A 16,958-nucleotide genomic window follows, 5' to 3' on the forward strand; every position below is an offset into this window, starting at 1 on the left:
CGCGAATGTCGAAAAATGCGGCGGAGCAAAGCAATCTTGCTTCTCCCCGCCTTCTCCTGTAGTAGCGCGCGTTCTCACGGATGGCGGTCTTTGGCGCAGCCCTCACGGGTACGGGATTTCCCGCTCGGCGCTCTGGAACCATCGTGGTCGTCGGACTTCCGCCGCCGACCGCGCCGCTGTCCAAACCGGAAGAAGGAAAACATGGCGTTCTACGAACACGTGGTCATCGCGCGGCAGGATATCTCGCCGCAACAGGCCGAAGCTCTGAACGAGCAAATCAAAGCCCTGATCGAAGAAGGCGGCGGTCACATCGCCAAGATCGAATACTGGGGCCTGCGTAACCTCACCTATCGCATCAAGAAGAACCGCAAGGGCCACTATTCCCTGCTCGCCATCGACGCTCCGGCGCCGGCGGTCAAGGAAGTCGAGCGCCAGCTGCTGATCAATGAAGACGTTCTGCGCTTCATGACCATCCGCGTGGAAGAGCTGGACCTGGAACTGTCGCCGGTTCTGGCCCGTCGTGACCGCGAACGCAGCGAGCGCCCCGAGCGTTCGGACCGTCCGCGCGACGAATTCGCGGCCGCGTAAGGGAGAAGAGAGATCATGACCGATACCACTGCTCCCGAAGCCGGCGCTGGCGCGCCCGCCGCTGGCGGCGCCCGCCGCCCGTTCTTCCGCCGCCGCAAGGTGTGCCCGTTCTCCGGCGCCAACGCCCCGAAGATCGACTACAAGGACGTCAAGCTCCTGCAGCGCTACGTTTCCGAGCGCGGCAAGATCGTGCCGTCGCGCATCACCGCGGTGTCGGCCAAGAAGCAACGCGAACTGGCCAAGGCCATCAAGCGCGCCCGCTTCCTGGCTCTGCTCCCCTACGTCGTGAAGTAAGGGAGACACCACGATGAAAGTCATTCTGCTCGAACGCGTTGAAGGCACTGGCGTCCTCGGCGAGGTTGTCACCGTGAAGGACGGCTTTGCCCGTAACTTCCTGCTGCCGCGCCACAAGGCCCTTCGCGCCAACGCCGCCAACATGAAGTCCTTCGAAGTTCAGCGTGCTGAAATCGAAGTGCGCAACGTCAAGAACCGCGAAGCCGCCGGCGCTGTCGGCGAGACCCTCGACGGCACGCAATACGTGATGATCCGTCAGGCTGGCGAAAGTGGCCAGTTGTACGGTTCGGTCGCGGGTCGCGACGTCGCCGACGCCATCAAGGCTGAAGGCGGCAAGGTCGATCGCTCGATGATCGTCCTGGACAAGCCCATCAAGAATCTGGGCGTCCATGAAGTGAAGGTGAAGCTGCACGCCGAGGTGACCGTTACGATCACCCTCAACATCGCGCGCAGCGCCGACGAAGCCGAGCGCCAGTCGCGCGGTGAAGATGTCGTCGCCGCTCAATTCGAAGAAGACCGCGCGGCTGACGCCGAAGCGGCCTCGGACATGGCCGCCGGTGGCGCCGGTTCGTTCGAAGGCGACCACTACGAGTCCTGATCCTTCTCGGATCGGTGATCTATCGAGAAACGGCGCGGAGCAATCCGCGCCGTTTTTTTCTGCGTGGCAACCAAGAAATGTTCAACTTGTAGGCGCCCGTTTGTGCGCCCATGTTCTTCTCGCGAGGCGACAAGCCTCCGTGCCCGGACAGACCGATCATCAAATCGGCCCCCGGGGAAACCATGAGGGGAATACACATGAGCTTTAGAACCCTGCTGTTCACCGCAGCGTCTGTCGCTGCGATCGCCGGTTCCGCCCAAGCCCAGTCCACGGCGACCGAAGACGCCGCCAATCTCGAGCAGGTGGTGGTCACCGGCACCCGCACGGCCGGCCGCACGCGACTCGACACCATCGCCCCCGTCGACATCGTCAGCGAAAAGGCCCTGACCCGCACCGGCACGACAGAGTTGGCCCAGTCGCTGTCGACCCTGGCGCCGTCCATCAACTTCCCGCGGCCCGCCATTACCGACGGCACCGACCACATCCGTCCCGCCACTCTGCGCGGACTGTCGCCTGACCAGACTCTGGTACTCGTCAACGGCACGCGCCGCCACGCCACCGCGCTGGTCAACGTCAACGGCTCGATCGGTCGCGGCTCGGCTGCGGTTGACCTGAACGCCATCCCGACCATCGCGCTCAACCGCGTCGAGGTGCTGCGCGATGGAGCCTCGGCCCAGTACGGATCCGACGCCATCGCCGGCGTAATCAACCTGCGTCTTCGCGAAGCCCGCAGCGGCGGCGGCGCGATCGCCACCTACGGCCGGTACGACACCGAGGTGAAGACCGCGCGCAATACAGATGGTCGCGACGAAAAAGACGGCCAGACGGTGACCTTACAGGCCTGGCAGGGCCTGCCCCTGGGTCCGGAAGGCTTCCTGACCATTTCGGCCGAGTATCGGGACCGCAACCCGACCAGCCGCGGCGACATCGACGTTCGCGTCACTCCCGCCCGGGTCACCTCCCGCTATGGCGACGCTGAAGTCACCGACAAGACGATCTATTTCAACGCTGGCCTACCGGTCAGCGAGACATGGGACGCCTATGGATGGGCCGGCTACCAGGCGCGCGAGGGCGCCAGCGCCGCGTTCCCGCGCATTGTCGGCGACGCCCGCCAGGTTCCGGTCGCTTCAATCTATCCCAACGGCTTCCTGCCGCTCATCGCCAGCGACATCACCGACACCACGGCCGCCGCAGGCCTGCGTGGCGAACTCGGCGGCTTCAAGCTCGACCTCAATGTCGCCTACGGCAAGAACAAGATCGACTACCGCACCGAAAGCTCGGCCAACGCCTCCTATGGCGCCGCCAGCCAGACCAGCTTCAACTCCGGTGGCATGAGCTACGACCAGACCGTCGTCGGCCTGGACGTCTCACGCGGCGTAGACATCGGCGCCTATGAGCCGCTGAACGTCGCCTTCGGCGCCGAAGCGCGCTGGGAGGGCTATTCGATCCGGGCTGGCGAGCCGACGTCCTACAATCGCGGACCGCTCACCTCGTCGGCAGCCGGCGCGCAGGGCTTCCCCGGCTTCCAACCGTCCAACGTGCTGTCCAAGGACCGCAACAATGTGGGCGTCTATCTCGACCTGGAATCGCGTCTGACCGAGCGCTTCACCGCTTCGGCTGCTCTTCGCTACGAGGACTATTCCGACTTCGGCGCGACCACTACGGGCAAGCTGGCCGCGCGCTTTGAACTGGCCGATGGTCTTGCTGTTCGCGGCGCGGCCTCGACGGGCTTCCGGGCCCCGGCCCTGCAGCAGCAGTTCTTCACCACCACCTCGACCAACTTCATCATCATCAACGGCGTCTCGACCCCGGTCGAGGTCGGCACTTTCCCGGCCACCAGCGCCGTGGCCAAGGTGCTGGGCGCCAAGCCGCTGGAAGCCGAGAAATCGACCAACTACTCGCTCGGCCTAGTCTTCCACAAAGGCCCGTTCGAAGTGACGGTCGACGCCTACCGGATCAATATCGACAACCGCATCGTGCTGTCGGAGAACATCCAGGGCTCGGCCACCGGGACCCCGACGCAGCAGACGATCAACAACCTGCTGCGGCCCTTCAATGTTACGGCCGCCCGCTTCTTCATCAACGGCGTCGAAACCGAGACCCAGGGCATCGACGTGGTCGCGCGCTACCGGCTGGATGCTGACGAAGGCGGCGTTTTCGATCTGACAGCGGCCGCGAACTTCAATGAAACCGACGTCACCAGGATCCCGACGACCAATGCCCTGTCGTCCCTGCCGGTGCCGCCGACCCTGTTTGCCCGCGCCAACGTCCTGACGTTTGAGGAAGGCACCCCCAAGTCCAAGGTCACCCTGGCCGGCGACTGGGCCAAGGACAAATGGGGCGCCAGCCTGAAGACCACCTTCTATGGCTCGGTCCTGTCGCCCAACAACGACGCTACGGGAGCCTTCGATGTGAGGACGGGCGACAAGGCGGTCGTCGATCTTGAGGCGCGTTACGGCTTCACCGAGCACGTCACTCTGGCGGTCGGGGCCAACAACATGTTCGACGAATACCCCAACCGCACGCCGGTGACGGTCAACACGACCAACGCCACCGCTTTCACATCCTTCTCGCCGTTCGGCTTCAACGGGCGGTTCCTCTACACCCGCCTGAGCATCAACTGGTAGGCTGACCATCGGTCATCCTGGAAAGGCGCGGAGAGCGATCTCCGCGCCTTTTTCTTAGGCGGGTTTCTTGCTCTGAGCGGGCCTGGAACATACACAAAACATCCCCGTTCATCTTGTCCGTGCGTCCACACGACGCGCGCACGAAAAAGGCCCGCGCGTTAACCTGCGACGATGTCTCTCGTCCCCGCTCTCGACCTTCGTCCGCCCCACGCGGACATCACCATCGCCGTCGCGCCTCACAACCTGGAAGCCGAGCAGGCGCTGCTGGGCGTGCTGCTGTACGACAACGCGGCCTATGAGCGGCTGACCGACGCCCTGAACGGCCGCCACTTTTATGAGCCCTTCCATCAGCGGCTGTTCCAGTCGATCGAGACCCATATCCGCAAGGGCCAGCTGGCCGAGCCGATCCTGCTGGCCGACGAATTCAAGAAGGACCCGGCGTTCGAGGAACTGGGTGGCCTGCGCTACCTGGCAGATCTGGTCGACCGCGCGCCGCCGGCCGCCAATGTCGGCGACTATGCCCGAGCCGTGTTCGACTTGGCCCTTCGCCGTGACCTGATCCGCATCGGCGGAGAGATATCGACCGCCGCCCACGGCGGCGGCGACGAGATCCGCCCGGCCCGCGACCAGATCGAGTCAGCGGAACAGCAGCTCTATACCCTGGCCGAAAGCGGCACGGCCTCGTCCGGTTTCGTCACCTTCGGCGACGCCCTGCGCGGCGCCGTCGAGATGACGGCTGAAGCCTACAGCCGCGATGGCGGCATGTCGGGCGTCGCCACCGAGCTGACCGACCTCGATCAGAAGGTCGGCGGGCTGCACCCCTCCGACCTGATCGTGCTGGCCGGTCGCCCGTCGATGGGCAAGACCGCCCTGGCCACCAACATCGCCTTCAATATTGCCCGCAAGTACGCCTACGAGATCCAGCCGGACGGCACCAAGAAGACCGTCCAGGGCGGCGTCGTGGCCTTCTACTCGCTGGAAATGAGCGCCGAACAGCTCGCTCTGCGTATGCTGGCCGACGCCTCGGGCGTTTCAGGCGACCGCCTCCGCAAGGGCGAGATCGACGCCTCGGAGTTTGGCCGGGTCCGCGATGCGGCCATGGAGCTGCAGGAAGCGCCCCTCTATATCGACGCCACCGGTGGTATCTCGATCGCCAAGCTGACAGCCCGGGCGCGGCGCCTGAAGCGTCAGGTTGGCCTGGACCTGGTGGTTGTCGACTATCTGCAGCTGGTCACGGGCTCGGACCTTGGCTCCAACGCCAACCGCGTTCAGGAAGTCAGCCAGATCACCATGGGCCTCAAATCCCTGGCCAAGGAACTGGGCTGTCCGGTGATCGCCCTGTCGCAGCTGTCGCGTCAGGTCGAGCAGCGCGAGGACAAGCGGCCCCAGTTGTCCGACCTTCGCGAATCCGGCTCGATCGAGCAGGATGCCGACATGGTCTGGTTCGTCTATCGCGAAAGCTACTATGTCGGCCGGGCCGAACCGCGCGAAGGCACGCCCGAGCACCTGACCTGGCAGGAAGACATGGACCGCCTGCAAGGCCTGGCCGAGGTGATCATCGCCAAGCAGCGTCACGGCCCCATCGGCACCGTGCGCCTGTCGTTCAACAGCGACACCACCCGCTTTGGCAATCTGGCCCGCGATCACTATTTCGCCCAGGCGCGGAATATTCCGTCGGACGAGTAGGCGCTGGTTTGACCTGAGACGCCGCATCGGGCGAGGGTCATCCGCCCGCCCTCCGGATCGACGAGTCGCCCGTGGATTTCAGCCCCCTGCCCGTCTCCAGCCTGATCGGCGCCTTCCTGCTGGCCTTTCCGGCCCTGTTCTCGATCGTCAATCCGGTCGGGGCCTCGTTGATTTTCGACCAGGCGATGGGCGGTCGGGGTCAGGACGAGCGTCGCAAGCTGGCCCGCAGCATCGGCTTCTATTCCTTCCTGGTGCTGCTGGGGTCGCTGCTGCTGGGTGGCTATATCCTCAACTTCTTCGGCGTCAGCCTGGGCGCCCTGCGGGTGGCCGGCGGCCTAGTAGTGGCGATCCGCGCCTGGGGCCTGCTGATGGATCCGCAGGAGCATGAAGACCGCAAGACCAGCGACACCGAACCGGCCAAGCGTCAGGAAGACATCGCCTTCTTCCCCATGACCATGCCGTTCACGACAGGGCCCGGCTCGATCTCGGTGGCGATCGCCCTATCCTCGCAGCGCCCCACCCAGGGCAGCGCCGTGGCCTTCTTCCTGGGCGCGGGACTGGCGGCAGCGGGGGTGGCGATCCTGGTCTGGTTGCTCTATCGCGCCTCGGGCCGCGTCACGCGTCTGCTGGGCCAGTCCGGCGCCCGGGTGCTGTCGCGGCTGGTGGCGTTCCTGCTGCTGTGCATCGGGGTGCAGATCACCGCCTCTGGCTTCGAGAACCTGGTCTCGGTGTTCCTGGCGAGCCATCCCGGCGCGTTCTAGCTGGAAAAGCCCGGCCGGCTCCGCTACGCCCTGACGCGCCGCTTCCCTGATTGCCGAGCCCTCGTGACCGATCCTTCCGACAGCCGCCTGACGATCGACCTCGAGGCTCTGGCCGCCAATTATCGCGCCCTGCGAGACGCCGCCTGCGGCGCGGAGGTCGCCCCGGCGGTGAAGGCCGACGGCTACGGTGTCGGCGCTTCGATCGTCGCTGACCGTCTGTGGGACGAAGGCGCGCGCAGTTTCTACACCGCCCGCCTCTCCGAGGGCTTGGCCCTGCGCCAGAGCCTGGGCGACCGCGACGCGGCCATACACGTTCTGGATGGCGTCACGCCGGGCTCGGCCGCCGCGATGGAGGCGGCGCGCCTGACGCCGACGCTTAACAGCCTGCCGCAGATCGAGGCCTGGAACAGCCACGCGCGCGGCGGGCGGCTGTCCGCAACGCTGCATGTCGACACCGGCATGAACCGTCTGGGCCTGCGCCTGGAAGAGGTCCGCGTCCTGCTGGGCGCCATGGACCGGCTCAAGCATGTCGAGATCACCCAGGTGATGAGCCACCTGGCCTGCGCCAACGCGCCGGATCATCCGCTGAACGTGAGGCAGTTGGAGCGCTTCCACGAAGCGACGACCCTGTTCCCGAACGCACGTCGCAGCCTGGCCAATTCGGCGGGCATCTTCCTGGGCGGCGCCTACTGCTTCGACCAGGTCCGCCCCGGCGTCAGCCTCTATGGCGGCGGCCCCCGCGATGTCCCCGACGCGCGGATCAAGGCCGTGGTCACCCTGGAGGCCCCGATCCTCCAGACACGCAACGTGCCGCGCGGCGAAAGCATTGGCTATGGCGCGACCTATACGGCGACCGACAACACCCGCGTCGCCATCCTGGGGGCCGGCTATGCCGACGGCGTGCCGCGTTCGGCCCATCCCCACGGCGCTGTATGGTTCGACGGCCGACGCCGTCCGATGCTGGGCCGGGTCTCCATGGACCTGATCGCCGTCGACATCACCGACTGCGACGCCGCCCGCCCCGGCGCGATGATGCAGATCATTGGCCCTGACCTGCCCGTTGACGACGCGGCGGCGGCGGCGGGCACTACGGCCTATGAGCTGCTGACAAGGATCGCGCCCAGGGCCCACCGGGTGATCGTCTAAACCCACGTCCGCCTTTGGCGCACGGCCCCGTCACCCTGTAGTCTCCTCCCATCCGAGAATCAGGAGCTTCCATGGCCCGTGACGGCGCCGTCTACGCCTGCCAGTCTTGCGGCGCGGTCCAGACCAAGTGGTCGGGACAATGCCCGGCCTGCCAATCCTGGAATACCCTGGCCGAAGAAGTTGGCGCGCGAGCGCCGGGCGCGCTTTCCGTCACCAAGGCCACCCGCACGCGCGGCCTGCAGTTCACCGATCTGGAAAGCGACACCCCCGCCCCGCCTCGCATCATCACCGGGGTCGACGAGTTCGACCGCGTCTGTGGCGGCGGGGTGGTGCCCGGTTCGGCCATCCTGATCGGCGGCGACCCCGGCGTGGGGAAATCTACCCTGTTGCTGGAGGTGGTGGCCCGGGCCTCAATGAAGGGCGTGTCCTGCGCCTACATCTCCGGTGAGGAGGCCGTGGCGCAGATCCGCGGGCGCGCCCAACGGATGGGCTTCGAGAAGGCGCCGGTGAAACTGGCGGCCGAGAGCAGCCTGCGCGACATCCTCGACGGCCTGAAACGCGACAATTTCGACCTGGTGGTCATCGACTCGATCCAGACCATGTGGAGCGACGCCCACGAGGCGGGTCCCGGCACGGTCACCCAGGTCCGCGCCTGCGCCCAGGAACTGGTGCGCCTGGCCAAGAAGAAGGGCGTGGCGATCCTGATGGTCGGCCACGTCACCAAGGATGGCCAGATCGCCGGTCCGCGCGTGGTCGAGCACCTGGTCGACGCCGTGCTCTCGTTCGAGGGCGAGCGCGGCTACCCGTTCCGCATTCTGCGCGGCGCCAAGAACCGCTTCGGGGCCACCGACGAGATCGGCGTCTTCGAGATGGGTGATGTCGGCCTGCGCGAGGTCAAGAACCCCTCGGCCCTGTTCCTCAACGAGGGCGGCGAGCGCGCCGCCGGCGCAGCGGTCTTCGCCGGTATCGAGGGTTCGCGGCCCGTCCTGGTGGAATTCCAGGCCCTGGTGTCGCCCTCCGCCTACGGAACGCCGCGTCGGGCCGTCGTGGGCTGGGACTCAGGGCGCCTCGCCATGGTGCTCGCCGTACTTGAATCGCGGTGCGGCCTTGGTTTTGGCGACAAGGACGTCTATCTGAACGTCGCTGGCGGCCTGCGCATTACAGAGCCGGCGGCGGATCTCGCGGCGGCGGCGGCCCTGGCCTCTTCAGCCCTCGATATCGCCCTGCCCCAGGACTGCGTCGTGTTCGGCGAAGTCAGCCTGTCGGGCGAGGTGCGGCCGGTCAGCCGGATGGAGACACGTTTGAAGGAAGCCGCAAAACTGGGGTTTGGCCGGGCGCTATCATCGCTTTCCGGCCTGCCTGAAGGCGGTGGCTCCTTGCCAGTGGCGGGGGTCGCGCGGCTCGCCGACGCCGTGCGCCGCATCGGCGACGAGATCTGGGGCCAGCTGACGTGACTCCTTTCGACATCATCGCCGGCCTGCTGCTGATCACCTCCAGTTCGATCGGCTTTGCGCGCGGCGCGTCGCGCGAGCTGACCTCGGCCCTGTCGTTCATTTTCGCCGCCGCCATCGCCCTGTTTGGCCTGCGCATGAGCGGTCCGATCTTTCGCGACCTCATGGACCCCGACTGGGCGGCCACGGCCTGCGCCCTGCTGCTGGTCTTCGTGGTCGCGTTCGTGATCCTGCGCTTCATCGGCGGACAGCTGACCGCCGGCCTGCATGAAAGCTCTCTGGGCCTGCTGGACCGCGTGGTCGGCGCCGGCTTTGGCCTGATGCGCGCCCTGGTGATCCTGGGCGTCTTCAACATGCTGTTCCACATGGCCACACCGGCGGACCGCGTGCCGGCCTGGGTCGAGCGCTCGATCTTCTATCCCCTGTCCGCCGCCAGCGCCAAGGTGCTGAAAGTGTTCGCCCCCAAGGGTGGCGAACTGGCGGGCAAGCTGGGCCCGGCCATCGAGGGCGCAGTGCGGGGGAGCAGCGACAATCCGTCGGACGGCAAATCCGGCGAAACAGACTATGATCAGAACCAGCGTCAGGACCTCGACGATCTGGTGGAGAAATCGCGATGAGCTTTATCGGCCAGTCGACCGATCGGTACTCCTCCGCCCCGTGGCGTGACCCCGAAGACGACACCCTGCGCCTCGAGTGCGGCGTGTTCGGCGTCTACGGTGTCCGCGACGCCGCCGCCATCACCGCCTTGGGCCTGCACGCTCTGCAGCACCGCGGTCAGGAAGCCTGCGGCATCGCCGCCTTCGACGGCCAGCGCTTTCATACCGAACGCCATATGGGCCATGTCGGTGACGCCTTTACCGGTAACGACCTGGTTCAGCGCCTGCCCGGCGGAATGGCCATCGGCCACACCCGCTATTCTACCGCCGGCGGCAGCGGCATCCGCAACGTCCAGCCGATGTTCGCCGATCTGGAAACCGGCGGCGTAGCCATCGCCCACAACGGCAATCTGACCAACTTCCTCAGCCTGCGCGAGCGCCTGGTCCAGGAAGGCGCGATCTTCCAGTCCACCAGCGACAGCGAGGTGATCCTTCACCTGATCGCCCGCTCGCGGAAGGCCCGCATCGTCGACCGCTTCATCGACGCCGTCGGCCAGATCGAGGGCGGTTACGCCCTGGTGGCCATCACCAACAAGAAGATGATCGGCGTCCGCGATCCGCTGGGCATCCGCCCGCTGGTGTTGGGCGACCTGGACGGCCAGCCGGTCCTGGCCTCCGAGACCTGCGCCCTGGACATGATCGGCGCCCGTTTCGTACGCGACATCGAGCACGGCGAGATGGTGGTCATCTCCGAAACCGGCGTGAAATCCCTCAAGCCCTTCAGCACCCTGGCCGCGCGCCCCTGCGTGTTCGAGTATGTCTATTTCGCCCGCCCTGACAGCGTGGTGAACGGCCGTTCGGTCTACGACGTGCGCAAGCGCATGGGCCAGCGGCTGGCGATCGAGACGGGCGTCGAGGCCGATGTCGTGGTCCCCGTCCCGGACAGCGGCGTTCCGGCCGCCATCGGCTATGCGCAGGAAAGTGGCCTGCCGTTCGATCTGGGCATCATCCGCAACCACTATGTGGGCCGCACTTTCATCCAGCCGACCCAAGGCGTTCGCGAACTGGGCGTTCGCATGAAGCACAGCCCCAACCGTGCTGTGCTGGAAGGCAAGCGCGTCATCCTGATCGACGACTCGATCGTGCGCGGCACCACCTCGCTAAAGATCGTTCGCATGGTCCGCGAAGCCGGCGCCACGGAAGTCCACCTCCGCTCGGCCAGCCCGCCGATCAAGTGGCCAGACTTCTACGGCATCGACATGCCCGAGCGCGAACAACTGCTGGCGGCCAACAAGTCGCTGGAAGAGATGGCGCGGTTTCTGGAAGTCGACAGCCTGGGCTTCCTGTCGGTCGACGGCCTGTACCAGGCGCTGGAAGCCGGCCCGCGCGATCCGGTGACACCGCAGTTTACCGACCACTATTTCACCGGCGACTATCCTACGCGCTTGACCGACCGCGAAGTCGCCGAGGGTCGCAACGAGGCCAACGACAAGCAGCTTTCGCTGCTCAGTGCGTAAGCCTCTTTGAAATGAATGGATTTTCCAAGCTTCTCGCGAAGCTGAAGATCGACGGCTACATCATCCTGCTGTTTGGCATGGTGGTGCTGGCTTCGATTGTTCCTGTGCGCGGCGAGGCGGCTTCCGTGCTCAGCGTCGTGGTCAAGCTGGCTATCGCGCTTCTGTTCTTCCTGCACGGCGCCAAGCTGTCGCGCGAGGCCGTGGTCGCCGGAGTCACCCACTGGCGGCTGCACCTGACCATACTGGCCTTCACCTACATCCTCTTCCCGATCCTGGGCCTTCTGGCCGCGAGGACCGGAATCCTGTCGCCCACCATGGCGGCGGGCATGGTGTTCCTGGCCTGCCTGCCGTCGACGGTTCAGTCGTCCATCGCTTTCACCTCGATCGCCCGGGGCAATGTCGCCGCTGCGGTCTGCGCGGCCTCGGCGTCCAACCTGCTGGGTATCTTCCTGACCCCCGTGCTGGTCAGCCTGCTGATGCACGCAGAGGCCGGCACGGGCGGCTGGAAGGCGATCCAGGACATCCTCATTCAGCTGCTCTTGCCCTTCGTCGCCGGCCAACTGGCCAGGCCGTGGGTGGGGCGCTGGATCGAGAAGCACAAGCAAATGGTCGGCTATGTCGACCGCGGCTCGATCCTGCTGGTCGTCTATTCGGCCTTCAGCGCCGCCGTGGTCGGCGGTCTGTGGAAGCGGGTCTCGCCGCTGGAGCTGGTACTGGTGCTGGCCGTCTGCAGCATACTGCTGACCGCCGTTCTGCTGGCCACCACCTTCGGGGCGCGCGCCCTGGGGTTCTCCAAGACCGACGAGATCGCCATCGTCTTCTGCGGCTCCAAGAAGAGCATGGCCACCGGCGTGCCCATGGCCGGCATCCTGTTTCCGGGCGCCACCGCCGGGGTTCTGGTGCTGCCCCTGATGATCTTCCACCAGATCCAGCTGATGGCCTGTTCGGTGATCGCCCAGCACTATGCCAAGCGTCCGGCCGATGACGTGACGGACGGGCTTCAAGAAGCCCCCGGCACCCGCTAAAAGCCCCCATGGATTCTTCAGCAAAACCGCTCGCGGGCCGTGTCGCCCTGGTCACCGGCGCGACGCGCGGCATCGGCGCGGCCATTGCCCTGGGCCTGGCGGAAGCCGGCGCGCATGTCGTGGCCCTCGGTCGCACCCAGGGGGCGCTCGAAGCCTTGGATGACAGCATCTTCGCCGCGACGGGCGAGCACGCCACGCTCGTGCCGCTGGACCTGCGCGAGGCCGACGGCCTGGACCAATTGGGCGCGGCCCTGCACCAGCGCTGGGGCAAGCTGGACATCCTGGTCGGCGCGGCCGGCGTGCTGGGCGCCCTCACCCCGGTGGGCCACCTCGACCCCAAGGGCTGGGACATGATCATGTCCACCAACCTGACGGCCAACTGGCGCCTGATCCGGGCGATGGACCCGCTGCTGCGCGCCTCCGACGCCGGCCGAGCCCTGTTCCTGACCAGCAGTGTCGCCAAGACCCACAGGGCGTTCTGGGGCGGCTACGCGGCCTCCAAGGCGGGCCTGGAAGCCATTGTCGACTGCTATGCCGACGAGATGGAAAACACACCGGTGCGCGCCCTGTGCGTCGATCCGGGCGCGATGCGCACCAAGATGCGCTCGGGCGCCTTCCCGGGCGAGGATCCGATGACGGTCCCCGCGCCCGAGACGATCGTCCCCTACATCATCGATCTGGTCCGTCCCGACCGAGAGCCACCCAAAGGCGTGGCGCGGTTCAAGGAACGCGGCCAGGAGTCGGCCAGCCTGGGCTGACCGCTCACGGCGCCAGATTCTGGACCCAGTGGGCGATGGTCATCCATGTCGCGCTGCCGCCGATAGGGACCGTCATGAGCTGTTGGAGCAGGATCACCGGCAGGCCGATCAGATAGGCAGGGTGCGGCCGTCCTCGGGTTCGCCAGTCGTAGATAATCGCTGCGACGACCAGCAGATCCACCGTCAGCCCAGGCGGAATGGAGACGAACACCGGCGGAGGCCCCACCGCGCCGGGAGGGCTGAACAGCACCTGAAACGGACGCGCCATGGCTGCCTGCATGGGCGGAATCATCGCCAGCACCATCAGGCGTTTATGTACTTCTGGCCTTTTGACATTGACGATGGCCGCCACGAACAGGCCGATGAAGAGCGCCAGCGCGCTCAACGAGACGATCGAGAACCGCCGCGCCGCATCACCCATGCCGATCGCATCGGCGACCTTCATCGAATTGATGGCGGCCAGCACGACCGTGAAGGCCATGCCCGTGGCGATGGCGACGCCGGCGACGCCCCAGGTCCGGTGGTCCAGCGTTCGACCGCTGGCCACCAGAGAGGTCTGGACCAGGAAAAACAGCGTCCAGGTGAAGAAGAACAGGCCATGCACGTGCAGGACGGGCGCACCCGCGAACGTCCCACTGGCTATCTTGGCCCAATAGGTCGGAATGAACCCGCCAAAGGCGATCAGAACGAACGCCAGCGCCATACAGACGTAGAAGCGACGCCCGCTCACGCGGGCTGCGCCTGTGGACAAGGCTACCATGGTGACCCCCCAGCATTCAGCCGGGGGTTAGCATGACACCGTTATGCGACTGCAGGCAACTGGTGGGACTATCGTCCCTTCGGCTTGCCCGGTCCCTTGTTGCCACGCACGATGCTTGAACCCGCGACGGGACGCTTGGGCCCCGAGGCAGCCTTGCCGCCGGCGGCCTTGAAGCCGACCTTGTAGCTTGGGGTGCTCGACACCTTCTTCTGGGCGCGCGGTCCCTGCTTCTTGACCGACTTGACGGCGCCCTTACCGGGCTCGGCGGCGGGCGCAGCGACGGCAGCGCTGGTGGTCTTGGCCTCAGCCTTTACGGACTTCTTGGGGCCTCTGACCGGCGCCTTCTCCGGAGGCGGCAGACCGGCTTCGGCTGCCGCCGCCGCCGCAGCCTCATCGGCGATGCGCTTGGACTTCTTGACCGTGTTGCGCGAGGCGCGGATGCGCTCCTCCTCACGTTCGCGGCGCTCGAACTCGCGCTTACCCCGGCCGCTGTGGCCCTTGGCCTCGCCATCGGCATAGGGGTTGGCGCCCGACTTGATGGTGATGCGCAAAGGCACCCCCGGCAGGTCGAAGCTCTCGCGCAGGGAGTTGATCAGATAGCGCCGATAGTGCTCGGGCATCTGGTCGGCGCGGGTCGAGAACAGCACGAAGGTCGGCGGACGCGCCTTGATCTGGGCCATGTACTTGGGCTTGACGCGCTTGCCGCTGACGGCGGGCGGCGGGTGCCTCTGCATGGCCATCTGCAGCCAGTCGTTCAGGTCGCGGGTCTTGACCTTGGTCGCCCAGTCCCTGTGGATCTTCATTACGGCCGGCATCAGCTTCTCGATGCCCTTGCCGGTCTCGCCCGACAACGCCACCACGGGCGCGCCGCGCAGCTGGGGCAGCATGCGCTCGGCGTGCTCGCGGAAATCCTTCAGCTGGGCGACAGGATCTTCGACCAGGTCCCACTTGGCCAGCACGAAGACCAGAGCCCGCCCTTCCCGCTCGGTCAGGTCGGCGATCTGCAGATCCTGGACCTCGAAGGGGTGGGTGGCGTCCATCACCAGCAGCACCACCTCGGCAAAGGTAACCGCACGGATCGAGTCCTGGGTGGAGAGCTTTTCCAGCTTCTCCTGCACCTTGGCCTTCTTGCGCAGGCCGGCGGTGTCGACCAGACGAACCTTGCGGCCGTCCCACAGCCAGTCGACCGAAATCGAGTCGCGTGTAATTCCGGCCTCTGGCCCCGTCAGCAGACGTTGCTCGCCGATCAGACGGTTGACCAGAGTGGACTTGCCAGCGTTCGGACGGCCAACGATGGCGATCCGGATCGGCTTGTCGTCGCTATCGTCTTCCTCGGAATACTGGTCCTCCGGAAAGGCCGCCAGCATGGCGGCGTACAGCTCGGCCATGCCTTCGCCATGCTCGCCCGAGATCGGGATCGGCTCGCCCAGCCCCAGCTTGTAGGCCTCGCCAATGCCCGACTGGCCGGCCTTACCCTCGGCCTTGTTGGCGGCGATGATCACCGGCTTGCCGCGACGACGCAGCAGAGTGGCGAACACCTCGTCCAGCGGGGTAACGCCCTCGCGGGCGTCATAGATGAACAGCGAGACGTCGGCTTCCTCGACGGCGAGTTCCGTCTGGGCGCGCATGCGCGCTTCCAGACTTTCGTCAGAGACGTCCTCAAAGCCGGCCGTGTCGATCAGTTCGAGGTCCAGGTCGCCGAGGCGGCCGGAGGCATAGCGGCGGTCACGGGTGACCCCGGGCTGGTCATCGACGATGGCCAGTTTCTTACCGGCGAGACGATTGAACAGCGTGGACTTGCCCACATTGGGGCGTCCGACAATTGCGAGTTTCAAAGGCATGGGCTTGCAGTAGTCGATTTTTGCCGTTCCCGCAAAGCAAGGCGGGTTTTGCTGCTTATCGGAAAACCTGCGGCGCGACCACGAGGGTCAGGCCCAGCAGCATCAGGCCGAACCCGACGGCGAAATCTCGCGACAGTTTTTCCCTGAACACCACGCTGGAAACCAGCGGCACGCTGGCCGAACCAGCGATGGCGAAGGGATAGGCGGCGACCAAGGGCATTCTCGTTAGAATAAGAAACCAGAATAGCGCCGTCCCGCAGTACCAAGCGCAAGCGATCACCAGGTCGCCATTGGTCAGCACCCGGATGGCCAACGGTCCGGAGGTCGAACCGTGTCGCAGTGCGGCGCGCTTGAACAGCACCTGGCCCACCGGCAGCGTCAGGCTGAAGACGCAGCACAGAACGATGTCGATCGGCGACACGTCAGGGCTTCCGGAAGAAACAGACCTGGGCGTCGCTGGGCATCAGGCGCGCCAGCGGATAGGTCGCGACCGCGAACAGATAGGCCGCCACCGACAGTAGAAGCGGCTCTGACTTCACACAGCGGATGCGAGCCCAAAGCCCGTTCAGGCCGACGGTGTCCAGGCTAAGGCGCCCAATCTCGTCCAGACCATGTCGCTTCAGCGCCTGGCTCAGATTGTTGGCGGTAAAATACCAGATATGCGGCGACGGCAAACCGCGCTGCCAGAGGCGCGCAAGGGCTCCGCCCATACCCAGACCGTCCAGCACCGTCGCGGTGCGGAAATAGAACCCGTCGCGATCGGGACAGTTCAGACACAGCACTCCGCCCGGCGAAAGGCGTTCGACACTGGCAGTCAGGGCCGCCTCCAGGTCCGGTATATGCTCAAGCACGTCGTTGAAGACGATGACGTCGAAGGTCTCACCGGCCTCCAGCACATCGGGGAAATAGCCATGACGCACAGCGGCGCCGCCGGCGCGGGCCGCACCGACGGTATTGGCGTCAGGCTCCACGCCCTGGGCCTCGAAGCCCACGCCCCTCGCCTGGGCAAGCAGGAAGCCCGGACCGCTACCGACATCGAGCAAACGGACCGGCGGGGGCTTCAAGGCGGCGAGGCGCGCCAGCAGCCGGCCGTTGTTTTCGTGGCGCAGCGCCTCGAGCCCCGCCTCGCGCATAGCCTCGTCGACCAGCAACTGGCCTGCCGTCGCGGGGATGTTAATCTCGAAATTCGAGCGCAGGACGCCGCATGTGGCGCAGCGACGTAGCCAGTCCCGACGATACGGACGAAGCTGCCCGCCGCAGACCGGGCAGCTCATCTCAGCGTCCGAATCCATGCTAACCCCACGCTTCAA

At 66.1% G+C, this 16,958-nt stretch carries 16 protein-coding genes; 12 read left to right on the forward strand and 4 right to left on the reverse strand.

Translation table 11 applies throughout. From position 1 onward, the window contains the following. Nucleotides 1-201 precede the first annotated feature (201 nt). The 12 genes from rpsF to ACN2C7_RS12215 all read left to right on the forward strand — a co-directional run bounded on the left by rpsF (nt 202) and on the right by ACN2C7_RS12215 (nt 13,047). Nucleotides 202-588, forward strand: coding sequence for a 30S ribosomal protein S6 (gene rpsF / locus ACN2C7_RS12160; RefSeq protein ID WP_035048307.1), 387 nt, complete (start codon nt 202-204; stop codon nt 586-588). 15 nt (nt 589-603) lie between these two features. Further along, entirely contained in the window at nt 604-882 is a 279-nt protein-coding gene (gene rpsR / locus ACN2C7_RS12165; protein WP_419255182.1) for a 30S ribosomal protein S18, read from the forward strand. 13 nt (nt 883-895) lie between these two features. Continuing rightward, nucleotides 896-1,480: a 50S ribosomal protein L9 gene (gene rplI, locus ACN2C7_RS12170; protein WP_419255181.1), complete on the forward strand. Its 585-nt coding sequence runs from the start codon at nt 896-898 to the stop codon at nt 1,478-1,480. A gap of 197 nt (nt 1,481-1,677) precedes the next feature. Continuing rightward, nucleotides 1,678-4,107 carry a TonB-dependent receptor plug domain-containing protein gene (locus ACN2C7_RS12175; protein ID WP_419317240.1) on the forward strand — a complete coding sequence of 810 codons (2,430 nt, stop codon included), beginning with the start codon at nt 1,678-1,680 and terminating at the stop codon, nt 4,105-4,107. Nucleotides 4,108-4,278: 171 nt separating this feature from the next. Next, complete coding sequence (locus ACN2C7_RS12180) at nt 4,279-5,793, forward strand: replicative DNA helicase (protein WP_419317241.1); 1,515 nt, start codon at nt 4,279-4,281, stop codon at nt 5,791-5,793. A gap of 71 nt (nt 5,794-5,864) precedes the next feature. Then, nucleotides 5,865-6,554 carry a MarC family protein gene (locus tag ACN2C7_RS12185; protein ID WP_419317242.1) on the forward strand — a complete coding sequence of 230 codons (690 nt, stop codon included), beginning with the start codon at nt 5,865-5,867 and terminating at the stop codon, nt 6,552-6,554. 63 nt (nt 6,555-6,617) lie between these two features. After that, on the forward strand, nt 6,618-7,700 hold the full coding sequence (gene alr / locus ACN2C7_RS12190; protein ID WP_419317243.1) for an alanine racemase: 1,083 nt from the start codon (nt 6,618-6,620) through the stop codon (nt 7,698-7,700). 71 nt (nt 7,701-7,771) lie between these two features. Beyond that, the gene (radA, locus tag ACN2C7_RS12195; protein WP_419317244.1) at nt 7,772-9,154 is read left to right on the forward strand and encodes a DNA repair protein RadA; all 1,383 of its coding nucleotides are present in this window, start codon (nt 7,772-7,774) and stop codon (nt 9,152-9,154) included. Next, nucleotides 9,151-9,768: a CvpA family protein gene (locus ACN2C7_RS12200; RefSeq protein ID WP_419317245.1), complete on the forward strand. Its 618-nt coding sequence runs from the start codon at nt 9,151-9,153 to the stop codon at nt 9,766-9,768. The genes radA and ACN2C7_RS12200 overlap by 4 nt, the downstream gene beginning before the upstream one ends. After that, entirely contained in the window at nt 9,765-11,264 is a 1,500-nt protein-coding gene (gene purF / locus ACN2C7_RS12205; RefSeq protein ID WP_419317246.1) for an amidophosphoribosyltransferase, read from the forward strand. Before ACN2C7_RS12200 ends, purF begins: the two co-directional genes overlap by 4 nt. An 11-nt stretch (nt 11,265-11,275) precedes the next feature. Further along, nucleotides 11,276-12,289 (forward strand): bile acid:sodium symporter family protein, encoded by a 1,014-nt coding sequence (locus ACN2C7_RS12210; protein ID WP_419317247.1) that lies wholly within the window; start codon nt 11,276-11,278, stop codon nt 12,287-12,289. 8 nt (nt 12,290-12,297) lie between these two features. Beyond that, nucleotides 12,298-13,047, forward strand: a complete 750-nt coding sequence (locus ACN2C7_RS12215; protein WP_419317248.1) for an SDR family NAD(P)-dependent oxidoreductase — start codon at nt 12,298-12,300, stop codon at nt 13,045-13,047. Between the two features lie 4 nt (nt 13,048-13,051). On the opposite strand, the gene ACN2C7_RS12220 is transcribed toward ACN2C7_RS12215, so the two are convergent. The 4 genes from ACN2C7_RS12220 to ACN2C7_RS12235 form a co-directional block, all read right to left on the reverse strand. Then, entirely contained in the window at nt 13,052-13,777 is a 726-nt protein-coding gene (locus ACN2C7_RS12220) for a hypothetical protein (RefSeq protein ID WP_419317249.1), read from the reverse strand. A gap of 98 nt (nt 13,778-13,875) precedes the next feature. Beyond that, nucleotides 13,876-15,648: a ribosome biogenesis GTPase Der gene (gene der, locus ACN2C7_RS12225; RefSeq protein ID WP_419317250.1), complete on the reverse strand. Its 1,773-nt coding sequence runs from the start codon at nt 15,646-15,648 to the stop codon at nt 13,876-13,878. A 55-nt stretch (nt 15,649-15,703) separates the two neighbouring features. Continuing rightward, a complete protein-coding gene (locus ACN2C7_RS12230) occupies nt 15,704-16,069 on the reverse strand; it encodes a hypothetical protein (RefSeq protein WP_419317251.1) in 366 nt (121 codons plus the stop codon). Nucleotide 16,070: 1 nt separating this feature from the next. After that, nucleotides 16,071-16,940, reverse strand: a complete 870-nt coding sequence (locus ACN2C7_RS12235; RefSeq protein WP_419317252.1) for a class I SAM-dependent methyltransferase — start codon at nt 16,938-16,940, stop codon at nt 16,071-16,073. Nucleotides 16,941-16,958 lie beyond the last annotated feature (18 nt).

This window comes from Caulobacter sp. ErkDOM-E (assembly GCF_048541895.1).
Lineage (GTDB): Bacteria > Pseudomonadota > Alphaproteobacteria > Caulobacterales > Caulobacteraceae > Caulobacter.